A 20,086-nucleotide genomic window follows, 5' to 3' on the forward strand; every position below is an offset into this window, starting at 1 on the left:
ATTATCACGTGCAGACTCTCCACCTTGACCTGAAAGCGGTTGCAGGTAATTACGTAGAGTTACGGTACTTTACTGATAATTACAACAAATATGAAAAGCGATCGCTCCCTTTGAGCGAAATTACCGATTTAATCGAGTTAGCAGAAAGAGATTATTACGTTTCCTCATTTGCTGAAGATTACGCAGTTACAGGGTTACGGCTGTATAACTGGTTAGATGGGAGCGATCGCTGTTTACAAAAACTCATCAATCAATATCAGCGTCAAGGAATCATTTTAGCGATCGCTACAGCCGAAAAACTCGCCCATTTACCTTGGGAAGTTCTGCACGATGGTAAAAGCTTTTTGGTGCAACGGTCAATTATTCCTGTACGGTGGGTATCATCAGACTCTGTAAAAACATTATCTGTGGAGACAAACCCAGAAAACCGCGCTTTGCAAGTTTTGCCGTTTTGGGATGGGGACAAAAAGTTTTAGAATCTGATGCAACGGAAGCCGCAGCGACATTATATAAAGAATTAGCAGCCGGAAAGCAAATCACCGAAGCAGTTGCCAGTACCTATCAAACATTAATCAAAAACAAAGCGCGGGCTTGGCATTTATTACGATTATATGCAGCCGATAGTTTACCAGGGGAATTGGTGACACCATTGCGGACTCTGGGAAGGAAACCAGCACCACCGCTTTCTGTGAGTACGGAATTTTTAGATCCTGCGGGAAGGGTGAAAGTTCCCACCCGTGAGAGTTTTGTCGGTCGTCGTCGTCAGTTGCAAAGTTGTTTAAGGACGCTGACACAATCGAGTGAAGAAATAGGAGTATTAATTTATGGCATGGGTGGTTTAGGTAAAAGTAGTTTAGCAGCTAGACTTTGTGACAGACTACCAACTTTTCAGCGTGTTGTGTTGGTGGGGAAAATTGATGCACCGAGTTTAGTCAATAAGTTGACGGACAAGTTGGATGATGACGAACAACGGAAACAGCTACAAAATCCTGATGAGGATTTGAAATTTAGATTCAAGCGGGTATTTCAGCAATTGTGGGACGCTGGGGAAAAGCCGTTTTTGTTGGTGTTGGATGATTTTGAGAATAATTTAGAACCTCGTCAGGATAGCTTTGTCCTTAAAACAGCATCAGCGGAGGTTTTAACGGCTTTGGTTTGGGCAATTCGGGAAACCTACACCAATCATCGTTTAATTATCACTTGTCGTTATGACTTTGAATTTAGCCAGTTGCAGTATTTCTATAAACAACCGTTGGAGGGAATGCGGGGGGCAGATTTAAGAAAAAAGTGTAGTCGTCTTGTTGCTTTTGGGGCAAAATCTCAGGTAGATGAGGTGTTGAAATCGCAAGCGAAGAGGTTAGCTGATGGTAATCCCCGCTTGTTGGAATGGTTGGATAATAAAATTTGGCAACATTCCACAGTTGACCAAGTTGTAATTCTCAATCGTCTAGAAGTTGATCCGGTGGAGTTGCGAAAAGAGGTTTTAGCTGAAGCTTTGTTGCAACAAATGGATGAAACGATGCAGGAGATGTTGTCACAGGGTTTGGTGTTTGAGTTACCAGTACCTAGAGAAGCATTAACCGCAGTTTGTGAAAATATCCCCAATTTAGATAATTATATCAATCGGGCGGTGGCCTTGGGATTGTTGGAAGTTAGTCCTGATCAGTCTTTGCGAGTACCGAGAATTTTACCTTTGAAGTTACCCACTGATGTAGAAACCTTGCATCAACAAGCAGCGCAAGTGTTGTATCGTCTGTGGTGGGAAGAAGCGGAAACTTCTACAGAAGAAGAAAGATTAGAAATTCATCGGTTAGCGTTGCTGGGGAAACAAGGGGAAATTGCCTCAATAGTTGGATCAGCTTTGGCAAGTAAATGGAATAACGAAAACCGATTTCGTGAAGCCTTAAATATTTGCAAATCAACCTTAAACAATATTGAAGACTATCGCATTTTGCATCAACTAGCACGGTCTGAACAACAACTTGGATACATTAAACAAGCACAGCAATATTATCAACAAGCACTAGAACTCTGTCCAACAGGAGACAAAATAGAGAAATCTAGAATAATTAATGACCTAGCAATTATCTACGCCGATACGGGAAAAATCAAGGATGCAATTGCTCTATTCCAGCAGTCTTTAGGAATTGCTCAAGGCATTGAGGATGTTGAAATTAAAGCCGCTACTTTGCACGAATTAGGTCGTATCTACGCCAACACAGGGAAAATAGAAGATGCGATCGCCCTCTACCAACAGTCTTTACAACTTACGGAAAGCATTGGGGATGTGCAAGGAAAAGCCGCTACTTTGCACGAATTAGGTCGTATCTACGCCAACACAGGGAAAATAGAAGATGCGATCGCCCTCTACCAACAGTCTTTACAACTTAAAGAAAGCATTGGGGATGTGCAAGGAAAAGCCGCTACCTTACACCAATTAGCTATAATCTACGCCAACACAGGGAAAATAGAGGAAGCGATCGCCCTCTACCAACAGTCTTTACAACTTAAAGAAAGCATTGGGGATGTGCAAGGAAAAGCCGCTACCTTACACGAATTAGGTCGTATCTACGCCAACACCGGGAAAATAGAAGATGCGATCGCCCTCTACCAAGAGTCTTTAGAAGTTGAAGAAAGCATAGGTAATGTGCAAGGAAAAGCCGCTACCTTACACCAATTAGCTGGTATCTACGCCAACACAGGGAAAATAGAAGATGCGATCGCCCTCTACCAAGAGTCTTTAGAAGTTGAAGAAAGCATAGGTAATGTGCAAGGAAAAGCTATTACTTTAGCAATGTTGGGACAGTTGTTAGCAGATGAAAAAGGAGATTTTGATACTGGACTGGAATATTTACAGGAGTCTTTAGAGATATTGCAACTTGTCAAATCTCCCCATGCAGAAACAGTGAAGGGAATTATTAACCGTGTGCAAAAAATGGCGAATAGTTAAGGTACTTTCTTAAACTTCCAAATTTTGAAAATGCTGCAACAAACATCAAAACAACAAACTGAATGGGAATTTGCAGAAATCTGGGTAGATACTCTAATATCTCCTCCCTATATTCTGATGTTAGTCAAAGAACAATCAGGAAAATTCTGTATCCATAACCCTGCACAAAACTATAAAATTATCTTTACCAGTGACAATTATGAAGCCGCTAAAATGTGGCTACTAGAGGATGAATATGAGCGATTGCATAGTCTTATTTTACAACAAGATTCTGATGATGAAGATTAAAAATATTATAGCCCCATCCTCGCTTGCGGGGAGGGGGTTGGGGGTGGGGTTCTTGTATCTCACTCAAGCAAGAACCGCTATATTATCTTTAAGAAGCCCAACAAGTATGATCGGGAAAATTACCTGCTTTCCAATGCTGACGTAATTTAACCACTGCTCTTGTAAAAATATGCTGATAATTTTCAATATTAATGGCTTCAATTTCTTGAACTTTTTCATTATGTTTATCAAGATAAACTTTACCTAAATGTTCGGGATCAGTACCGAAATTATAAGTAACACCTTGATCATCTTCATTAACTTTAACTAACATTACATAAAAAGCCATAAAACTCTCCTATAATTTTCACCCAATATTGATTTTCTTTATTCAGGAGTCCAAATTCTCCCTGATTTAAGTGTAGCATTATGGGCAGTACGATAATCTGTTTTAAATATTCCTTCAAACCGAGATGCAAAATATTCATGTTCTAATAACTTTATATCCTCATGCTTATAATCTCCTGTTTGTAATCTCAACCAAGCTCTTAAAAGAGACGTTGCATAAAACGCCTCTTTTATTTTTTTGATATGTTTAATCAAGTTTAAATCTAGCCAACAATTCCTCACGAGATAAATTTAACAGCATCGGAGTAAATTCTTCCCTAGAAATAGAAATTACCTGGTCAATAATCTTAGCTAATTCTGAATCTATTTCTCCAAACCTTACCTGTAGGATACTTTCAACCATAGCGCGACGTTCGGTTTGGATACCTCTATCAATTCCTCGCAACTCTACTTGTTGTTTAATTTGTTCTAATTGTTGTTGATACATTTCTGATAATTTCATAATCAACTCCTGATCATCTTGATCAATATCCTTTTCTTTTTCTTGACGTGCAGATAACAAAGCAATTAGGTCATGTACTAATTTTATAACATCTTCCAAAAATGGATGATTATTAGCTAGTGCTTCTAATTCTTCCACCGCTTGTCTTTGTACTTTTCCCCTACCTAATACCCTCAAAAATAGTGTTTCTGATGTCATGGGTAGTTGATGAATGACGATAATAGCTGTTTTTAATCCTTTTTTCAAAGAATAAATTCCTTGACTCCAATTTTTATCATTAATAGTGCCACTAAAACTTTCTAGGATGTCTTCTGATGCTGTGGGAGTCAATATCCATAAATAGGGTAATTCCTCTTCATTAATTCGCGTATTATTGCGTTTAGCTTGCCTTTCTAAATCTGCATGGATATCAAATAATTTACCCATACAACTGCGAATTTCACTTTTACTGACAGGATTGCGGAATGGCTCAAATATAGCATAATTGGCATAAGTGGCCATTCTTCCTAACAGTCCTAGAGTTTCTATTCTATCTGAAGATGGTGATGTGGGAGTAAATAGGATATCAACTTGTCTGACCTCTGAAGTAATATCTTTACTAATATCTACTTGACCATAAGGTGTTAATAGTTCTGTCAGATATTGTTTAGCGAATTGGTCATGGATAAAACGAGTCATGAATTTAAATGAATTTAATGAATTTCATAATTGTTAATTACCTCTAATCAATTTATCATTTTATTGATGAGTAAAACAAAAGCCATGAGATATTTATGATACAATCATACTAACTCAATTAAGAACAGAATTTCAATGGATAAGCCGCGATAATGACGTACTGATTAAAGCCGAAAACCCAGAAGGTGAATTTTTAATTCTCAATGAGCTACAATTGCGTTATAACGAGAAAGTTCCTCTGAGAATGACGGCTTATATAGCTTTAGCCAGGGAACGGTATAACTTACCCATTTATCCCGTACTGATCAATATTTTACCCCACGTCAAAACACCCAATATTCCCAACTTCTATCAACAAGAATTTATGGGAATGAAGACTTATCAAGACTATCGAGTAATCAATCTATGGGAGATTGAAGCTAGTTTAGTATTTGCAGAAAATTTATCAAGTTTATTACCCTTTGTACCAGTTCTCAAAGGAGGTGGTGAAGAAGCAATTGTCAGAAAAGCAGTAATTAAACTCCGGGAAAATGAACAGTTAAGCGATTTAGAACCCTTGTTATCATTTTTTGCATCATTTGTCCTAGAAATACCAATAGTTCAACAAATCATGAGGTGGGATATGACAGTATTAAGAGAATCACCCTGGTATCAACAAATTCTCAAAGAAGGTTTACAACAAGGTGAACAGCGCGGTAAACAAGAAGGTGAAGCTAATTTAATTATTCGCCAATTATCAAAGCGTTTTGGTAATCTAGATCTAGAAGTTGCATCACAAATTCGCCAGTTATCAAGTCCTCAATTAGAAACATTAGGAGAAAGTATCTTTGATTTTTCTGCTATGGCTGATTTAGAAACATGGTTACAACAAAATACTGATTAAAAAAATTAAAATCTGGGAAGTGATTACGTCATCACTTTAGATTACTATTCACTTCCATATTCTTGCATCAAAATACAAGAATTTCCAGTAAGTAAGTTCTGTCAACTTGATTTTATTTAAAGAGACGTTTCATGAAACGTCTCTACATTGTTTTTCAAAACATCTAATCAACTTTAAACCTAGCTAACAACTCCTCACGGGAAAGATTAAGTAATAACTGATTTCTGTCTGTGAGAGAAAGTTCCATCAACTGACTGATAATAGCAGATAACTCCTCATCTAAATTACCAAAACGGACTGCTAACAAACTCTCTACCATCAAACGTTGTCCGTCTTTTTGTCCTTCCTGTCTTCCTTCTTCTATTCCCTCTTGTTTCCATTCTTCACACTGTTTAAGATATGCAGGTGATAAACTCATAATCAACTCCTTTACCTCTTCATCATTGACATTACTATTCAATTCTAAATTTTTTCGCCAAGATGCGAAAATTCTTACTAGATACTTCCATTTATCGTTCTCTTTTGACAGTTCAACTACTTCGCTGATAGCTGCTGTTTGAGTTCTGCCTTTTCCTAGTACCCTTAACCATAGTGTATCTTCTGTCATGGGTAACTGGTTAACAGCAACAATGGCGGTTTTCTGATATTGAGGTAGAAAATAAACTCCTGTTTCCCATCCCTCCTTTGCTTTTGCTCCAAACCCTTCCAGGATTCTTTCAGAACAAGTGGGTGTTAAAATCCATAGAAGGGGTAATTCTTCTTCAGATAGAGAAATTTTTTCTCTTTTAGCTTGTCGTAACAAATCACCCTGAACACTATACAATTTTAACAAACAACTCCTAATTTCTACTTCATTAGGTGCATTACGGTAAGGTTCAAAAAGACAGCTTGTAACCGCCATTTTTCCTAATATTCCTAATTCGGAATTTACAGATGTTGTGGTGGGAACAAACCAAACATCAATTTCCTGAACTTCGCTTTTTACATCTTTGCTGGTTTTGACCTCTCCTAGAGGTGCTAATAATTCCTCTAGATATTCCTTGGCCAGTTGGTCATGGGGTTGTCGTGTCATAAAGCTGCTTTTTCTTGCACCAAAACGTAAGGCTCAACAATTAGAGCATTAAATCGCTTGGTGCGATCGCTATTCCATTCTCCCAACTGTTCTGGTGAAGGCTTGGCCAGCAACTGTTCATCAATCCAATTTTGGACAGAGGGAATATTATCCGTTGCGATCGCTTCCCCCACATCCAATAAATCCAACCCATCTGCTACCACAATTATTGCATCTCTTTGTGCATGGGGAATTAACCAATCCCATTCTGCTTCATCCAGGTTTTGTGTTAATTCTACTCTTAAATCAGACATAATCTTCGATTTTTGCTTTTATAATCTGATTTTACATGATTTATTAATTTGAGTAAAATAATTCATAATTGTAAAATTCTTATTGCAAATTACCAATTACCAATTACTAAATTTCTGATTTCATTTCTTCAATTTCTAGTAAAGATACAATTATTGCAGCAATAGGAATAGAGATAAAGACACCTAACAAACCTGCTACTCTCGCACCAATCAATAAAGAAAAAAATACTACTACTGGGTTTAGATTCATTGTTCCTTGCATAACTCGTGGCGCAATTAAGTTATCTTGAATTTGTTGGAGAACAACACAAGTTATTAATACTCTTAATGCCAGCCAAGCGTTTTGCGCTAAAACAATCAAAGTAATTGTGCTAACTCCTAATGTTGCACCTATGCCTGGTATCATGTCTAGAATTCCTACTATTAGTGATAATAATAAAGCAAAGGGGACATTAAATAATAAGAAAACTATAAAAGTTGAAGTTGTCAAAAACAAGGTTAATAATAACTGACCGCGAAAAAATCCTAAAAAACTACGTCTGATGATATTGGTAAATCTTTGGCGGCGATTTTGTGGAACTATTTTAATCATAAATCTCCACAGTTTTTCTCCATCTAGTAACATAAAAAAAGCCACGACGGCAATAAATATAAAAGTAATAAAATTAGTTAAGATGCCTTGTAGAATAGCCAAGCTTGTAACCAAAGTTGATACAGCTTGATCACGAAGTTGAGTTTCAATTACGCTTAAATCTATTTGGAGATTACGATTTTGTAGAAATTCTTCTATTCGTTCTATTAAAGGTACTAAAGAATTTAAAAACCCGGAGATACTATCAATTAATTGTTGTCCTTGGGATAAAACTGTTAAACCAACGGTCATAATCAACAACCCAAGTATCATCATGCTAACTAAGAAAACTACAATAACGGCTACAGCATGAGGTAAAAAACGCCGGAGAAATGCTACAGGATAGTTGAGTAAAAAAGCTAAAATGGCAGCCAATGAAAAAACTACAATGACTGCTTGAAAATAATCTAAAAGCTGTACAATTGCCCAACCGGAAGCAACTAAAAGTAAAAAGCGGACTAAGGCTAAATTATTTAGTCTTTGCCAGATGTTTTTGGCTTCAACGCCACTCATATCAATTTTAGATTTTGGATTTGGGATTTTAGATTGTCAAAAATTCACTACATCAGCTTTGCAAAGCTTTATTTGTGTAAATTATTTTCTCAATTTTTATAGGTATAGTGCTGAAGTTCAAATATATACAATTCCAGAATTGTTTGCTACATCCTTAAAGCATATTCCTTAGTAGATAAATTCTGGCTGCACTATGAGGATTTATAATCCAAAATCTAAAATTGCTATTATCGTCCTAAATCATGCATTTCATTAATTACAGCCGCACATTTTTGTGTTACTGCTTCTAATTCTGATTTAGTAGTAGAGTTGGGAGGATCAATGGGTTTACCAATTCTGACAGTAATGGGAACTGCATGGGGAATTGCAGAACCTGGTTGTAATATCTTGTCCGTACCCCACAAACTGACGGGTAAAAAAGGTACTTTTGCCTTTGCTGCTAATAGTGCTGCGCCTTTTTTGGGGTCAGTAATGCGACCATCGGGGGTACGAGTACCTTCTAAGAATACACCGACAGCCCAACCCTGATCAAGACATTCTAAAGCCGCACGGATAGCTGCACGGTCAGCAGTACCCCGACTGACTGGATAAGCACCATATAATTTAATTATTTGTGCTAAAACAGGGATTTTAAACAATTCTTCCTTAGCCATGTACGCGACTGGACGACGTACACAATTAGAAACAATTGGCGGATCAAAATAACTGGCGTGGTTGCTAACTACGAGAATTGGACAGTTTTGAGGGATGTTTTCCACACCATGAATTTTTATCCGAAAATAAGTGTGCAGCATGGGACTAAGCAATGACCACTTAAAGGTGTGGTAAAGTACCCAACTCATTAAAGGTTCGCGTTCTCTGGTCACGGAGGATAATTTCAAAGAGACTAAAATTTAGCATAAGCTATGGCGATCGCTTTTAGTCACCCCACAGAGGAGATTTTAGGCTGTTAATAGGCTATTTGGTGGCGATCGCACTGTTTTATATTATAAATTGGTGCATTTTTTTAATAAATTTAATAAAACATATCCAAAATCATATCAAGTCCGCCTAATTACTAAATAATAACTGTTTTCCTATTCCTTATTTCCTATTCCCTCCTCTCACAGATATGCTAAATATTCAACACTTTGGGATCATAAGATACATCCGTAGCTAGAGAATTTTAGGGAGTGAATATCAATAGCCTAGATGTTAAACAACCAATTATTTATGAAGAGGTAAGTTATGGCTGTATCAGCGATTGATATTTCCAGAAGTCTCAGCGGCATAGATTTTCCTGCTAATAAACAGAAACTGGTCAACCATGCCAGGGACAACAAAGCAAATCAGGAGATAATTCAAATTCTGCAAGAAATGCCAGAACGGGAATATGACAATATGGCAGACGTAGAACACGAATTCGGTCAAGTTAAATAATTTGTGAATGAATTTGTTTCTTTGTCTGTCTAGTTCATGAAATATTTTTCGCACTTAAAATAATAGTGGGACTTATACAAAAAATGATATGTTTAAGTCTCACTTCTTCTATTTATCTTTGTATTTCACAACGGCAAATACAACACGATACCATTCCATTCTAACTGTTCGCTAGAATTAACAAGCAGTAACAATTCATCAATAGCTTGTCTAATTGGCATCCTATCATTCACAACGAATAAGCCTACCATTTTTTGTTCTTTCAAAATTCGCTGATAAGCAAAGTTTGGCATTGTTGCACGGTCATGAGTTAAAACAATGCGATTATTAACCGTAGCCCAATCTAGAATTGCTGGATCATCTACTTCCTGTAAACCAACATCCTGAACACGCACTAAATCAAGGTCTGGTTGACGCAAAAATAAGCCTCTAACAATGTCACCGTTGAAGTTTTCATCACTCAACAAATGTAACATAATTATCTTGAAGATTGTTGAGCTAATAGACGTGAACGAATTAGACTTAAATCAGGTTGAACACCTGACAAATTCTGATGAACAGATTCTGCTAAATGTTCACGATGTTTGAGATAAGCTTCTACAGTTTCTTGATGTCGCAAATAGTAACCTATTGTCACATAAACATCTGATAAAGATAGGGTTGAATAACGTTGCACAATAGATTCGGGAGATGCTCCATCCTGAAAAGCTCTAATAACTAACTCCAGCAAAACTCTAGCATTACCTACTCGAACTGCTCCTGTTTCATCTTTATGGAGAGGAGGTGCTTCACATTCTAAAATTAGGCTCATTGATTCATCCCATTGATTGTTATTCTCTAATTGTGAATTAATTTCCCCTAACTTGGCAACTCCCCAAGATTACGAATATTTTTTAATTCCACACCCTCAACAGTACGCTTAATCAAACCAGTTAAAACGTTGCCAGGTCCAATTTCTGCTACTTTTGTAATCCCATTTTCTGGTAATTGTAAAGCAATTTCTCGCCACCGGACTGAACCAGTCATTTGTTTAGTTAAACGCTGCTTTAAAATATCTGCATCAATTGCGGGAACTGGGTCTACATTTGAGGAAACGGGAACAATTGCTGTTTGAAAAACGGTTGCATCTAAAATTGTTTGAAATTCTGCTGATGCTGCTGTCATTAAATGTGAATGAAAAGCACCAGAAACTTTCAAAGGAACAGCACGTTTAGCTTTCACTTGGGACATTACAGCTTGTACAGCGTCAGGAGTTCCAGAAATAACAACTTGTGCTGGACTGTTATCATTTGCCAAGACTACATCAGCCGTTTCGGAAATAACTTTTTCTAATTGTTCTCGGTCAAAATTGAGTAATGCTGCCATCATCCCTCCAGCAGCATTATCCATAATTTCTGCGCGGCGTTTGACTAATTGTAAGCCAGTAGACCAGTCAAAAACGCCAGCAACATAAAGAGCAATGTATTCTCCTAAACTGTGACCGGCGACTAAATTTGGTTCTTGTCTCCGTTCTCGCAATAAATCAGCAAGAATACTTTCTATTACATATAAACAAGGCTGTGTATAGAGTGTGCGTGATAGTCGTTCTTCGTCATTCTGACAAATTTCACTTACAGACCAGCCCAAAATTGCTTCAGCTTGGTCAAATTTTTCTTTGGCAGATGGTATTTCTAATAAATCCATTCCCATGTTCAAGGCTTGCGAACCTTGTCCGGGAAACACCCATGCAGTTTTAGTCATTAGTTATTATTCATCAGTTATTATTCATTAGTCATTAGTTATTAGTTTTTCCAGTATCAACTATCAACTATCAACTATCTTCCCCATTGAAAAATTGCTGCACCCCAGCTGAGTCCAGCACCAAAGCCGGAGGTGGCAATGATATCGTTAGGTTTGATTTTTCCTTGCCTTACTGCTTCATCTAATGCTAGGGGAATAGAAGCGGCGGAAGTATTTCCATAATGGGCAACGTTGCTGATAACTTTATGTTCAGGAATATTTAAGCGATCAGCTACGGCGTTAATAATGCGCTGATTTGCTTGATGCAAGATTAACCAATCTATTCTATCTACGGTAAGATGAGCTTCAAATAAAGCTTTGTCTATAACTTCTGGTACTTTTTGGACAGCAAAGCGGTAAACTTCTTTGCCGTTCATGCTGATGGGATGATAACTACCTGTGGGTATGTGAATATCTGGTGTTACCTGTTGGGTTGTACCTTCATAGGCAAGGTTGAGATGGTGATTCTGAGTACCATCGCTTTTGAGGGAAAATCCTAATAAGCGATCGCTATTATTTGCTTGTAAAATGACCGCCCCTGCACCATCACCGAACAATACACAAGTGCGGCGATCTTGCCAATCTACCCACCGAGAGAGGATATCTGCTCCTATCAGCAGTACATTTTGATAAACACCAGTTCTGATGAATTGGGCGGCTGTAACTAGTCCAAACAAGAAACCAGAACAAGCTGCTGTTAAATCAAAGGCGACTGCTTTTGTCGCGCCTAATTCTGCTTGAATGCGACAAGCACTACCAAATAGGTCATCAGGGGTAGAGGTTGCCAGCAAAATTAAATCAATGTCTGCTGCTGTAATTCCAGCTGCGGTAATAGCCTGTTTACTAGCATCTGTGGCTAGTGTAGTCAATGATTCAGGCGGTAATGCTAACTGCCGTTGACGAATTCCTGTTCTTGTGCTTATCCATTCATCTGAAGTTTCAACCAGTTGAGTTAAAACCTCGTTTTCTAAGGAAGTGGAGGGTACTGCCGAGCCACTTCCTGTAATTGCAATACCATTTTTCAATAAATTCTGCACTCCTAATCTCCCCAGTTGTCAGTTGTCAGTTGTCAGTTGTCAATTGTCAGTTGTCAGTTGTCTTTTGTTCAGCAGAAATAACCAATAACTAAGTACCAATAATGACCGATGACTAATGACAAATGACATAGCTGTTAGCGCAGTTTCTCGTCAGGAAAACTAATCGCTTTCACAAGACCTCGCGGTATGCGGGAAACTCAGTCCCTTTAGGGCTGAGAGGTAAGGGACACGGGCGGTTTTAACCGCATTGAATCTTGTATTTTAGTCAGGTTTTTTGATTGGAAATCTGAAAAACCAACTCCCATTTCTGGGGTAATGTTAGCTTTGACCAGTTATAAGAGCTTGTTAGGCTTGCAACACTGCTCCAGTGACCTTAGAACTGTTTAATTACAAGCGACAGTGCAGGGAACTAGCTACGTATTCCGGGGTGTCTTGACTCAAATAACGGCTACCTATTTCTAGGTGGTCTGGTCAGTACAAGTTGCTTGATTTCTCTTGCAAGCTCAGTCCCTTTAGGGCTGGGTTACTGACTCTGTAGGATTTGATATTGTGACTGTAGTCTGTGCAATACCTGATTGTCTACAGCTTCCTTGGCCATACGAATAGCACTAAAAATAGAAGGTGCTTGGGAACTACCGTGACCAATAAAACAGATTCCATTTACACCTAATAGTAAAGCACCACCATGTTCTGCGTGATCCATGCGCTGTTTAACACGCTTGAGGTTGGGTTTTAAAATTGCTGTCCCGATTTGACCACGAAGCCCTTGGGGCAGTTCTTCCCGAAGAATTTGCAGAATTACTCCTCCCACTGCTTCAGCAAATTTTAATAACACATTACCTACGAAGCCATCACAGACAATCACATCAAATTCACCTGATAATACATCACGTCCTTCCGCGTTGCCAATAAAGTTAATTTGTGTATTTTCCCTTAATAATTGATGGGCGCGAACGGCTGCTTCGTTACCTTTGGTGTCTTCTTCACCGATATTTAATAATCCTATTTTGGGTTCAGGCATTCCCAAAACATACTGGCTATAAATCGACCCCATGACGGCAAACTGCTCTAAAAATTTAGGACGACAGTCTACATTAGCACCGACATCAAGTATTAATACTGGTTGTCCTGCTTTGATTGTGGGGAATACTGTCCCTATAGCTGGGCGGTCAATTCCTGGTAATCTTCCCAGCCGGAGTAATGCTGATGCCATTGCTGCACCAGAGTGACCGGCAGAGAATACAGCATCTGCCTGTTGCTTTTTAACTAAGTCCATCGCTACGTTGATGGAAGCTTTACGTTTTTTTCTAACTGCATTTAAAGGCTCTTCATCCATGGCGATCGCATCCTCCGCAGGAACAATCTCCAACCCCGCCATATTTGTTTTTGGCGGCATTACAGCCTCAATTTGTTGGGGATTACCAACCAATAAGATTTGTACACCCAGTTCTTCCCTCGCCCGCATTGCGCCAGCGACGATTTCAGCGGGTGCATTATCTCCCCCCATAGCGTCAATTGCGATCCTTACACCAGTCGATCCCATTGCTCAGAGCTTATAGAAACCTTACAAATTTTATCAGATTGCAATACTTAAAAATTCAAATTTCCAAAAAAAAGCATAAGAAATTAGACTTTTTCTACAACTAAGCGAAGTAGATAAACACATACTTATTTAAGTACGCTTAAAATAATTACCAAAAGAAGCTCATTATTAAGTAATTTTACTGAATCTTGGCTAGTATAGCAGCACAAAATTAAAAATTAGATTCCCGATGTTTTTGATAAATTGGGAATCGGGAAAAAGTCCTATAAATTCCTGGAAATTTGTGCATCTAACCAATGAACTAAATCAGATATTTTAGAAAAGTCTAAAAACTCTTCTCCTAATACTTCTAATTGTTCGGTAGATAATAAGCGAATCCTTTCAATAATGGGTGAATCTATTTCACCAAACCGCCGATTTAATTGACGATTCAAGAAACGGAAAGCTTCTTTTTGTTCTCCTTTCTGTTCACCCTTTTGCAAAATATCCTGGTAAATTACAGATTCTTGCATAATATACTCGCTCAATAATTGACGAATTTTATAAGGGTTAGTGAAATCGGAGAAAGGCATGAAGTTATGACTATGGAAAACAGGTTATACCTAGCTAAATAATATGTTATTTTGAGCGATCGCACTTTTATCTAGTTCCCTACAGAAACCATAGAGGCGGGGAAACCCCGCCCCGTTGAGGTGAAATTAAACTAACTCAAAACCCAATTAACCAAAGTTCTGACACCAAAACCGGTTGCACCTGCACCGTTGTAGCCATTTTCTTTATCAGCCCAAACGGGACCGGCGATATCTAAATGCGCCCAAGGAGTATCCTTAACAAACTGCTTCAGGAACAAAGCCGCAGTAATAGAACCACCATAACGGGGTCCAGTATTTTTCATGTCGGCAATGCCAGATTTCAACCCGTCAAAATATTTTTCTTCCATGGGTAGCCGCCAAATTTTCTCACCCGCAGATTCTGAAGCGGTTTGTAGTTGGGAAGCTACAGCATCATCAGGTGTAAATAAACCGGCGATATCGTCACCCAAGGCAACCACACAAGCACCTGTAAGAGTGGCTAAATCAACGATCGCATCTACACCCAATTTATCGGCATAAACCAAAGCATCAGCCAAGGTTAAACGTCCTTCAGCATCGGTATTATTAACTTCGATTGTTTTGCCATTGGATGCGGTTAAGATGTCTCCTGGACGCATAGCGCGACCGCTAATCATGTTTTCGGTGACGGCTGAGATAAAGTGAACCTCTACATCTGGCTTTAACTGCCCAATAGCTTTAGCCGCGCCCAAAGTGGCCGCCGCACCACCCATGTCAATTTTCATGGTTTCAATGCCGCTACCAGCGCCTTTAATATTCAAACCACCAGAGTCAAAGGTTAAACCTTTACCAATAATGGCAAGTTTGCGCTTGGGTGTGGTAGCTGGTTTGTAAATCAGGTGAATAAACTTAGGTGGTAAATCAGAAGCTTGGGCAACTCCTAAAAATGCACCCATGCCTAATTTTTCACATTCTGCCTGTTCTAAAATTTCCAGTTGTAAACCGTGATCTTTGGCTATGGCTTGGGCAGTTTCTGCCATGGTAATGGGTGTAACAGCATTTGCTGGGGCTGCTACTAACTGCCTAGCCAAAATCACACCAGAAATAATTTGTTCAGCACGGGTAATAGCGGCTTCTTGTCCGGCTAACCCCAGTAAATCAATAGTTTCGATGGGGGGATTTTTATCTTCTGGTTCGGATTTAAAGCGCGTATCTTGGTAAAGTGCCAGTTGTGTACCTTCTGCAATAGCTTGGGCTGTAGCTGCTGGGTCATTGTTCCAAACAGGTAAACTGATAGCTAGAGTTTTGGTTTTTTGCTTTTTAGCAGTCCGCGCTACTGTAGCCGCAACACGGCGTAAAGTTTCTAATTTCAGCGCGTCTGGTTTACCTAAACCAACTAAAATCACCTTCCGCACTGGATGATTAGCACCTACTCGTGCAACTATGGTGCTATTTGCCTTACCTGTAAATTCTTCTTCAGCAATCAGTTCTTTTAACAGTCCGTCCAACTTATCGTTTAAAGTCGCTAAATCCCCAGTTAAGTCTACTGCGTCTTCAAATAAGGCGATCGCTAATGTATCACCACTCCAATCTAATAAAGCTGTATTTTTAGGTTGAATCGTCATTTTTGTAATGTTCTGTAAACCTTCCATCCTGTACCAGTATTGCTTAAAATTTCCGGAGTGTGGGGACTCCTGTTAAGATCATCCCTATGAGGGATTGAAACTAATGCTTCTAGTTACTCCCTTCCCAGCCAGGGTATAAGATATTTACAACCTATTCATTTTCATGATCCTAAAAAATTTCATAACCAACTACCGACAAGGACGTAAGGAGACCAGTAGCGGGGATGATCGTAGTTGCTATTTTCAAGCAAAGCTAACTGTGCCAGACGTAGTGCCTCTGCTCTGTTAATATTAGGTTGCCCCAAGTGCTGATAAAATTCTTTAGTGAAGGTAACGCTGGCTTCGTCGTCTAGATCCCACAAACTTGCGATCGCACTGCTAGCACCTGCTTGTACCGTAGTTCCAGCAATACCCATCACTTCTTGGTCGTTACCGCTGGCTGTTTGACAAGCACTCAAAATCAACAATTCAATTTTCTGTGTACTACTTTGTCTTTCTCGGCTAAACATCTGCGCGAAATCATCTATCTTTAAAGTTCCATCCGCTGTTAACACAAAGGTATTTTCTCGATCTGCACCAAATTGACCATGAGTAGCTAGATGTACTATGTCAATTTTATCAGCATTTAGCTGTTGATTAAATATTTTTCTGGTAAATTGTTGTTCAGCAATCCAATTAACTGTTACCCCTGTATTCTTAATTTCTTTTACTTCTTTTGCCACATTTTCTAATCGAGAAAAGCCAGAAACGCTTGCTGGAGGCTCAGTTAAACTGGCTGCTAACACCTTCATTTCTGTTCTTTTTAAAGGTATAGGATCACGTACTTGTAAACCTAAAGCTAAAGAAACAGCATATTTTTCTACTAGATACTGTTGACCATCATAAAGAGCAGCCATGGGAATTTTTCGTAGTGGTCCATCCAAGACAAAAATCAGAGTTTTGATTTGATTTTTTTCTAGGAGTGTTTGTAATGGCTGAATCAACCAACTGTAGACTTTTTTTGCATCTTCCTGTAACTCTTCATCGCTGCCTACTTCTTGAAGATTACTATGCAGACGGTTCAAAATTTCTACACTTTCTTTTCTAGATATCTGGGTAGGAAAATGGTAAAGTGATTGATTAGGTAGTTTGAGAATCACATCTAAGCGATCGCTCAAAATCATTGAATAAATAACAGCGGCTGTTTTGTCTTTGGTATCAATTACTTCGTCTAATTGTAATTTGCTATCTTGACAGGCTTGTTGTAAAAAGTTTTGTAATTTCGCTACTTGTAAAGCTTCCAACACTTGACGAGCTTTTTTGAGATGTTCCTGGGTGGGAGATGGAGATTGCAACAACAAATCTACCAAACGACGATATACAGGTTCAGCACTTTCACGGAAGGAGAACTGTACATCTGCATTAGTAGCGACCAAATCACCCCGGATGGTTTGTAGAGTATTAAAAGCTTCTGTATATTCTGTAATAGCACTGCTAAAATTTGGTTTTTGTGAGCAACGAGTGTCACCTTGACAGAAAATGCGACCCATTTGCCATTGCCAAAGATAGGCAATATCTTCCGCTTGAATAGACTGGGACAAGTCCAAGGCTTTTTCAGTCAAATTTTGGGCAATAGACCATTGCTGAGTTAATTCATATAGGTGTCCTAAATTACCTAGCACAAAAGATTGCGATCGCACATCTTGTAATTGTTCCGCTTGCTGCTTTGCGACAGCCAAAATTTTAGCAATTGTTGGCAGATTTATAGGAATATAATTTCTTAATTTCAGTAGACTTTGGGCAAGGTTCACCTGTGCATAAATACTAGGTCTACCAACAGGTAAATTAGCAATTTGGTTTTGCAGTTCGGGATAAATTTCTTGTGCTTCTTGCCATTTTTTCATCTCCACTAACAGTCCCAACTGGTTTAACTTTGCTTGGGTTTGAGTAGATAAATTAGCTGATGATAAAGATGCTTTTTTATAATAATCAAGAGATTGATTATTTTGCCGTGTTTTCTCTACTAATTTTACTGCCAATTTACCCTTAACACGAGCGAGATTACCTAAACTTAGATGAGCCTGAGCAATAGCTTCTGTTGATTTTAGTTGTTCAGAAATATTGAGACTTTTGTTTAAATATACTTCTGCTTGTTTGATGTCACCTGCAACCACAAGAGCATCACCCAAACTGCGAAAACCAGCCGCTTTTGTGAGTGAATCTGGTTGTTTTTCCAGAGTAGATATCAATTTTTGCAGAGTAGAAATTGCTTGTTGATATAGTCCCAAAGCCTTTAATGCTTGCGCTTGGTTAACTTGGGTAAATGTGGTTTTATTACTATTTTGTAACTGCTGGTAAAATGATTCCGCTTGCTGCCAAGATGATAAAGCATCTTCCGCTTTTCCCTGCGTCAGTTGCAAACTACCTTTCACATCCCAAACTTGCGCCCAAACTGTTAAACTCTGTCCAGAGTTTTGAGTTTTTTGCAAAATATTAATAGCATTTTCTATTGCTTGATTGGCTTGTACAGTCAGTCCTAATTGTTGAAAATTCAAAGCCAAATTACTCAGCACTACAGACTGTCCGACAGCATCGTTATTTTTTTCATAAACTTGCTCTGCTTGCTGTAGTAAATTAACAGCTTCGGCAAATCTTCCTTCTATATAAAGAGTTTTTGCTTGTTGTTCCTGGGGAAGATTAACTACTGTTGTGGTATTTTTGTTCTGAGCAACTACAGGCCAAGTAAAGATGCACAATATAGCAGTGAGAAAAGCCAAAATTCCATAACGCAGGAAAGAGTGGATTTTGAAAATTTTCGTCCTCTTTTGTAATTTTAAATTGCTCATTTTTAATTTATGGTAAGTTTCGCGTAAAAAGTCAATCTCCGTCATCAGATCCCACAGGGTAGGATCAAAGACGCAAAGTAAGGAAGAAATAGATCAATATAAATATATAAAAATGCTGTAATAAAATGAGCCAATTGTCAAGGTGTATGTGCCAAACTGCTAAAATTGCATGGTTACTAAAAAATAATTTCCACTGTTTTGAGCAAAATGACTGAAATTACAGCCAACTATGATGAAACCTGGAAGGAAGCGATAGGAGATTATTTTGATTCATTTCTCACCTTCTTCTATCCAGAAATTCATCAACAAATTGATTGGACGAAAACCCCCATTTCTCTAGATAAAGAATTAGAACAGATTACTGCTTCAGCGAAAACACAAAACCGCCAAGCTGATAAGTTATTTCAGGTGTGGTTATTAGATAATCAAGAAGTTTGGATATTAATTCATGTCGAGGTGCAAAGTCAATATGATAAAGAATTTGCCCAAAGAATGTTTATCTACAACTATCGAGCTTTTGATTTGTATCAAAAACCAGTCATTAGTTTAGCCATACTCGGAGATGAAACTAAAAGTTGGCGACCAAATTCTTACCAATATGGTTTAGGAAACAGTCAACTGCTTTTCAACTTTTCGATTGTTAAACTTCTAGATTATCAGTGGGAAGACCTGGAGCAAGATAATAATATTTTTGCTATAGTAGTAATGGCACATTTGAAAACCAAAGCCACTACTAGCAATTTATCAACCAGGGAACAATGGAAATGGAATTTAGCTAGGTTACTTTACGAAAGAGGCTATAACCGTAAAGAAATTGCTGATTTGTATAAAGTCATTGATTTAATGATGGCTTTATCTGAAGAACTACAATCAAGTTTTGAACAAAAATTAGCCAATTATCAGGAGGGACGAAAAATGCCGTTGTTAAGTAATATTGAAAGACGGGCAATAGAAAGAACTCGGAAACAAGATATTATCAAACTTTTGCAGGTAAGGTTTGGGAATATTTCCGAAAATCTGGTTAAAAACATTAATAAAATTGATGATACATCTTTGTTAGAACAATTTTTTGTGTCAGCAATTAGTGTTAATTCTGTAGAAGATTTTCAACAGCTAATTAACTCTAATTTATCAGAATCAGATTAAGAGTATCTCTCTAAATCCCCCTTT

General features: G+C 38.3%; 19 protein-coding genes and 1 pseudogene. 6 read left to right on the forward strand and 14 right to left on the reverse strand.

Annotated features, from left to right (window positions below; translation table 11 throughout):
* The first annotated feature begins 8 nt into the window (after positions 1-8).
* The 3 genes from ACLLO5_RS14220 to ACLLO5_RS14230 are packed head-to-tail and all read left to right on the forward strand — an operon-like array spanning position 9 to position 3,238.
* Complete coding sequence (locus tag ACLLO5_RS14220) at positions 9-476, forward strand: hypothetical protein (protein WP_413171169.1); 468 nt, start codon at positions 9-11, stop codon at positions 474-476.
* Complete coding sequence (locus ACLLO5_RS14225) at positions 452-2,950, forward strand: tetratricopeptide repeat protein (protein ID WP_413171170.1); 2,499 nt, start codon at positions 452-454, stop codon at positions 2,948-2,950. Before ACLLO5_RS14220 ends, ACLLO5_RS14225 begins: the two co-directional genes overlap by 25 nt.
* 30 nt (positions 2,951-2,980) lie before the next feature.
* Positions 2,981-3,238: a hypothetical protein gene (locus ACLLO5_RS14230; protein ID WP_413171171.1), complete on the forward strand. Its 258-nt coding sequence runs from the start codon at positions 2,981-2,983 to the stop codon at positions 3,236-3,238.
* Between the two features lie 88 nt (positions 3,239-3,326).
* Here ACLLO5_RS14230 and ACLLO5_RS14235 read toward each other — a convergent pair whose 3' ends face one another.
* Both ACLLO5_RS14235 and ACLLO5_RS14240 read right to left on the reverse strand, forming a co-directional pair.
* Positions 3,327-3,566 carry a hypothetical protein gene (locus ACLLO5_RS14235; protein WP_413171172.1) on the reverse strand — a complete coding sequence of 80 codons (240 nt, stop codon included), beginning with the start codon at positions 3,564-3,566 and terminating at the stop codon, positions 3,327-3,329.
* A gap of 246 nt (positions 3,567-3,812) precedes the next feature.
* On the reverse strand, positions 3,813-4,745 hold the full coding sequence (locus tag ACLLO5_RS14240; RefSeq protein ID WP_413171173.1) for a hypothetical protein: 933 nt from the start codon (positions 4,743-4,745) through the stop codon (positions 3,813-3,815).
* 244 nt (positions 4,746-4,989) lie between these two features.
* Here ACLLO5_RS14240 and ACLLO5_RS14245 point away from each other — a divergent pair, with 244 nt between their 5' ends.
* Positions 4,990-5,628, forward strand: coding sequence for an Rpn family recombination-promoting nuclease/putative transposase (locus tag ACLLO5_RS14245; RefSeq protein ID WP_413171174.1), 639 nt, complete (start codon positions 4,990-4,992; stop codon positions 5,626-5,628).
* A gap of 163 nt (positions 5,629-5,791) precedes the next feature.
* On the opposite strand, the gene ACLLO5_RS14250 is transcribed toward ACLLO5_RS14245, so the two are convergent.
* From ACLLO5_RS14250 to ACLLO5_RS14265, 4 genes are all read right to left on the reverse strand, one after another.
* Positions 5,792-6,700: a hypothetical protein gene (locus ACLLO5_RS14250; protein ID WP_413171175.1), complete on the reverse strand. Its 909-nt coding sequence runs from the start codon at positions 6,698-6,700 to the stop codon at positions 5,792-5,794.
* Entirely contained in the window at positions 6,697-6,993 is a 297-nt protein-coding gene (locus ACLLO5_RS14255; protein ID WP_413171176.1) for a DUF2288 domain-containing protein, read from the reverse strand. Before ACLLO5_RS14255 ends, ACLLO5_RS14250 begins: the two co-directional genes overlap by 4 nt.
* 106 nt (positions 6,994-7,099) lie before the next feature.
* Positions 7,100-8,137: an AI-2E family transporter gene (locus ACLLO5_RS14260; protein WP_413171177.1), complete on the reverse strand. Its 1,038-nt coding sequence runs from the start codon at positions 8,135-8,137 to the stop codon at positions 7,100-7,102.
* Between the two features lie 227 nt (positions 8,138-8,364).
* Complete coding sequence (locus tag ACLLO5_RS14265; RefSeq protein WP_413171178.1) at positions 8,365-9,003, reverse strand: lysophospholipid acyltransferase family protein; 639 nt, start codon at positions 9,001-9,003, stop codon at positions 8,365-8,367.
* A 361-nt stretch (positions 9,004-9,364) separates the two neighbouring features.
* Here ACLLO5_RS14265 and ACLLO5_RS14270 point away from each other — a divergent pair, with 361 nt between their 5' ends.
* Complete coding sequence (locus ACLLO5_RS14270; protein WP_413171179.1) at positions 9,365-9,556, forward strand: DUF2795 domain-containing protein; 192 nt, start codon at positions 9,365-9,367, stop codon at positions 9,554-9,556.
* A gap of 125 nt (positions 9,557-9,681) precedes the next feature.
* Here the strand turns inward: ACLLO5_RS14270 and ACLLO5_RS14275 are convergent, their stop codons facing one another.
* From ACLLO5_RS14275 to ACLLO5_RS14310, 8 genes and pseudogenes are all read right to left on the reverse strand, one after another.
* The gene (locus tag ACLLO5_RS14275; RefSeq protein ID WP_413171180.1) at positions 9,682-10,032 is read right to left on the reverse strand and encodes a DUF5615 family PIN-like protein; all 351 of its coding nucleotides are present in this window, start codon (positions 10,030-10,032) and stop codon (positions 9,682-9,684) included.
* 2 nt (positions 10,033-10,034) lie between these two features.
* On the reverse strand, positions 10,035-10,367 hold the full coding sequence (locus tag ACLLO5_RS14280) for a DUF433 domain-containing protein (RefSeq protein WP_413171181.1): 333 nt from the start codon (positions 10,365-10,367) through the stop codon (positions 10,035-10,037).
* A 47-nt stretch (positions 10,368-10,414) separates the two neighbouring features.
* Entirely contained in the window at positions 10,415-11,296 is an 882-nt protein-coding gene (gene fabD / locus ACLLO5_RS14285) for an ACP S-malonyltransferase (RefSeq protein ID WP_413171182.1), read from the reverse strand.
* Between the two features lie 74 nt (positions 11,297-11,370).
* Positions 11,371-12,372: a beta-ketoacyl-ACP synthase III gene (locus tag ACLLO5_RS14290; RefSeq protein ID WP_413171183.1), complete on the reverse strand. Its 1,002-nt coding sequence runs from the start codon at positions 12,370-12,372 to the stop codon at positions 11,371-11,373.
* 523 nt (positions 12,373-12,895) lie between these two features.
* A complete protein-coding gene (plsX, locus tag ACLLO5_RS14295; RefSeq protein ID WP_413171184.1) occupies positions 12,896-13,915 on the reverse strand; it encodes a phosphate acyltransferase PlsX in 1,020 nt (339 codons plus the stop codon).
* 263 nt (positions 13,916-14,178) lie between these two features.
* Positions 14,179-14,454: pseudogene (locus ACLLO5_RS14300) on the reverse strand (DUF4351 domain-containing protein); the annotation flags it as partial.
* Positions 14,455-14,618: 164 nt separating this feature from the next.
* A complete protein-coding gene (locus ACLLO5_RS14305) occupies positions 14,619-16,091 on the reverse strand; it encodes a leucyl aminopeptidase (protein WP_413171185.1) in 1,473 nt (490 codons plus the stop codon).
* Between the two features lie 179 nt (positions 16,092-16,270).
* Positions 16,271-18,916 (reverse strand): CHAT domain-containing protein, encoded by a 2,646-nt coding sequence (locus ACLLO5_RS14310; protein ID WP_413171186.1) that lies wholly within the window; start codon positions 18,914-18,916, stop codon positions 16,271-16,273.
* A gap of 207 nt (positions 18,917-19,123) precedes the next feature.
* Between ACLLO5_RS14310 and ACLLO5_RS14315 the strand changes: the two genes are divergently transcribed.
* Positions 19,124-20,062 carry a hypothetical protein gene (locus ACLLO5_RS14315; RefSeq protein WP_413171187.1) on the forward strand — a complete coding sequence of 313 codons (939 nt, stop codon included), beginning with the start codon at positions 19,124-19,126 and terminating at the stop codon, positions 20,060-20,062.
* Positions 20,063-20,086 lie beyond the last annotated feature (24 nt).

Source organism: Anabaena azotica SJ-1, assembly GCF_047275885.1.
GTDB classification, from domain to species: Bacteria; Cyanobacteriota; Cyanobacteriia; order Cyanobacteriales; family Nostocaceae; genus Trichormus_B; species Trichormus_B azotica_A.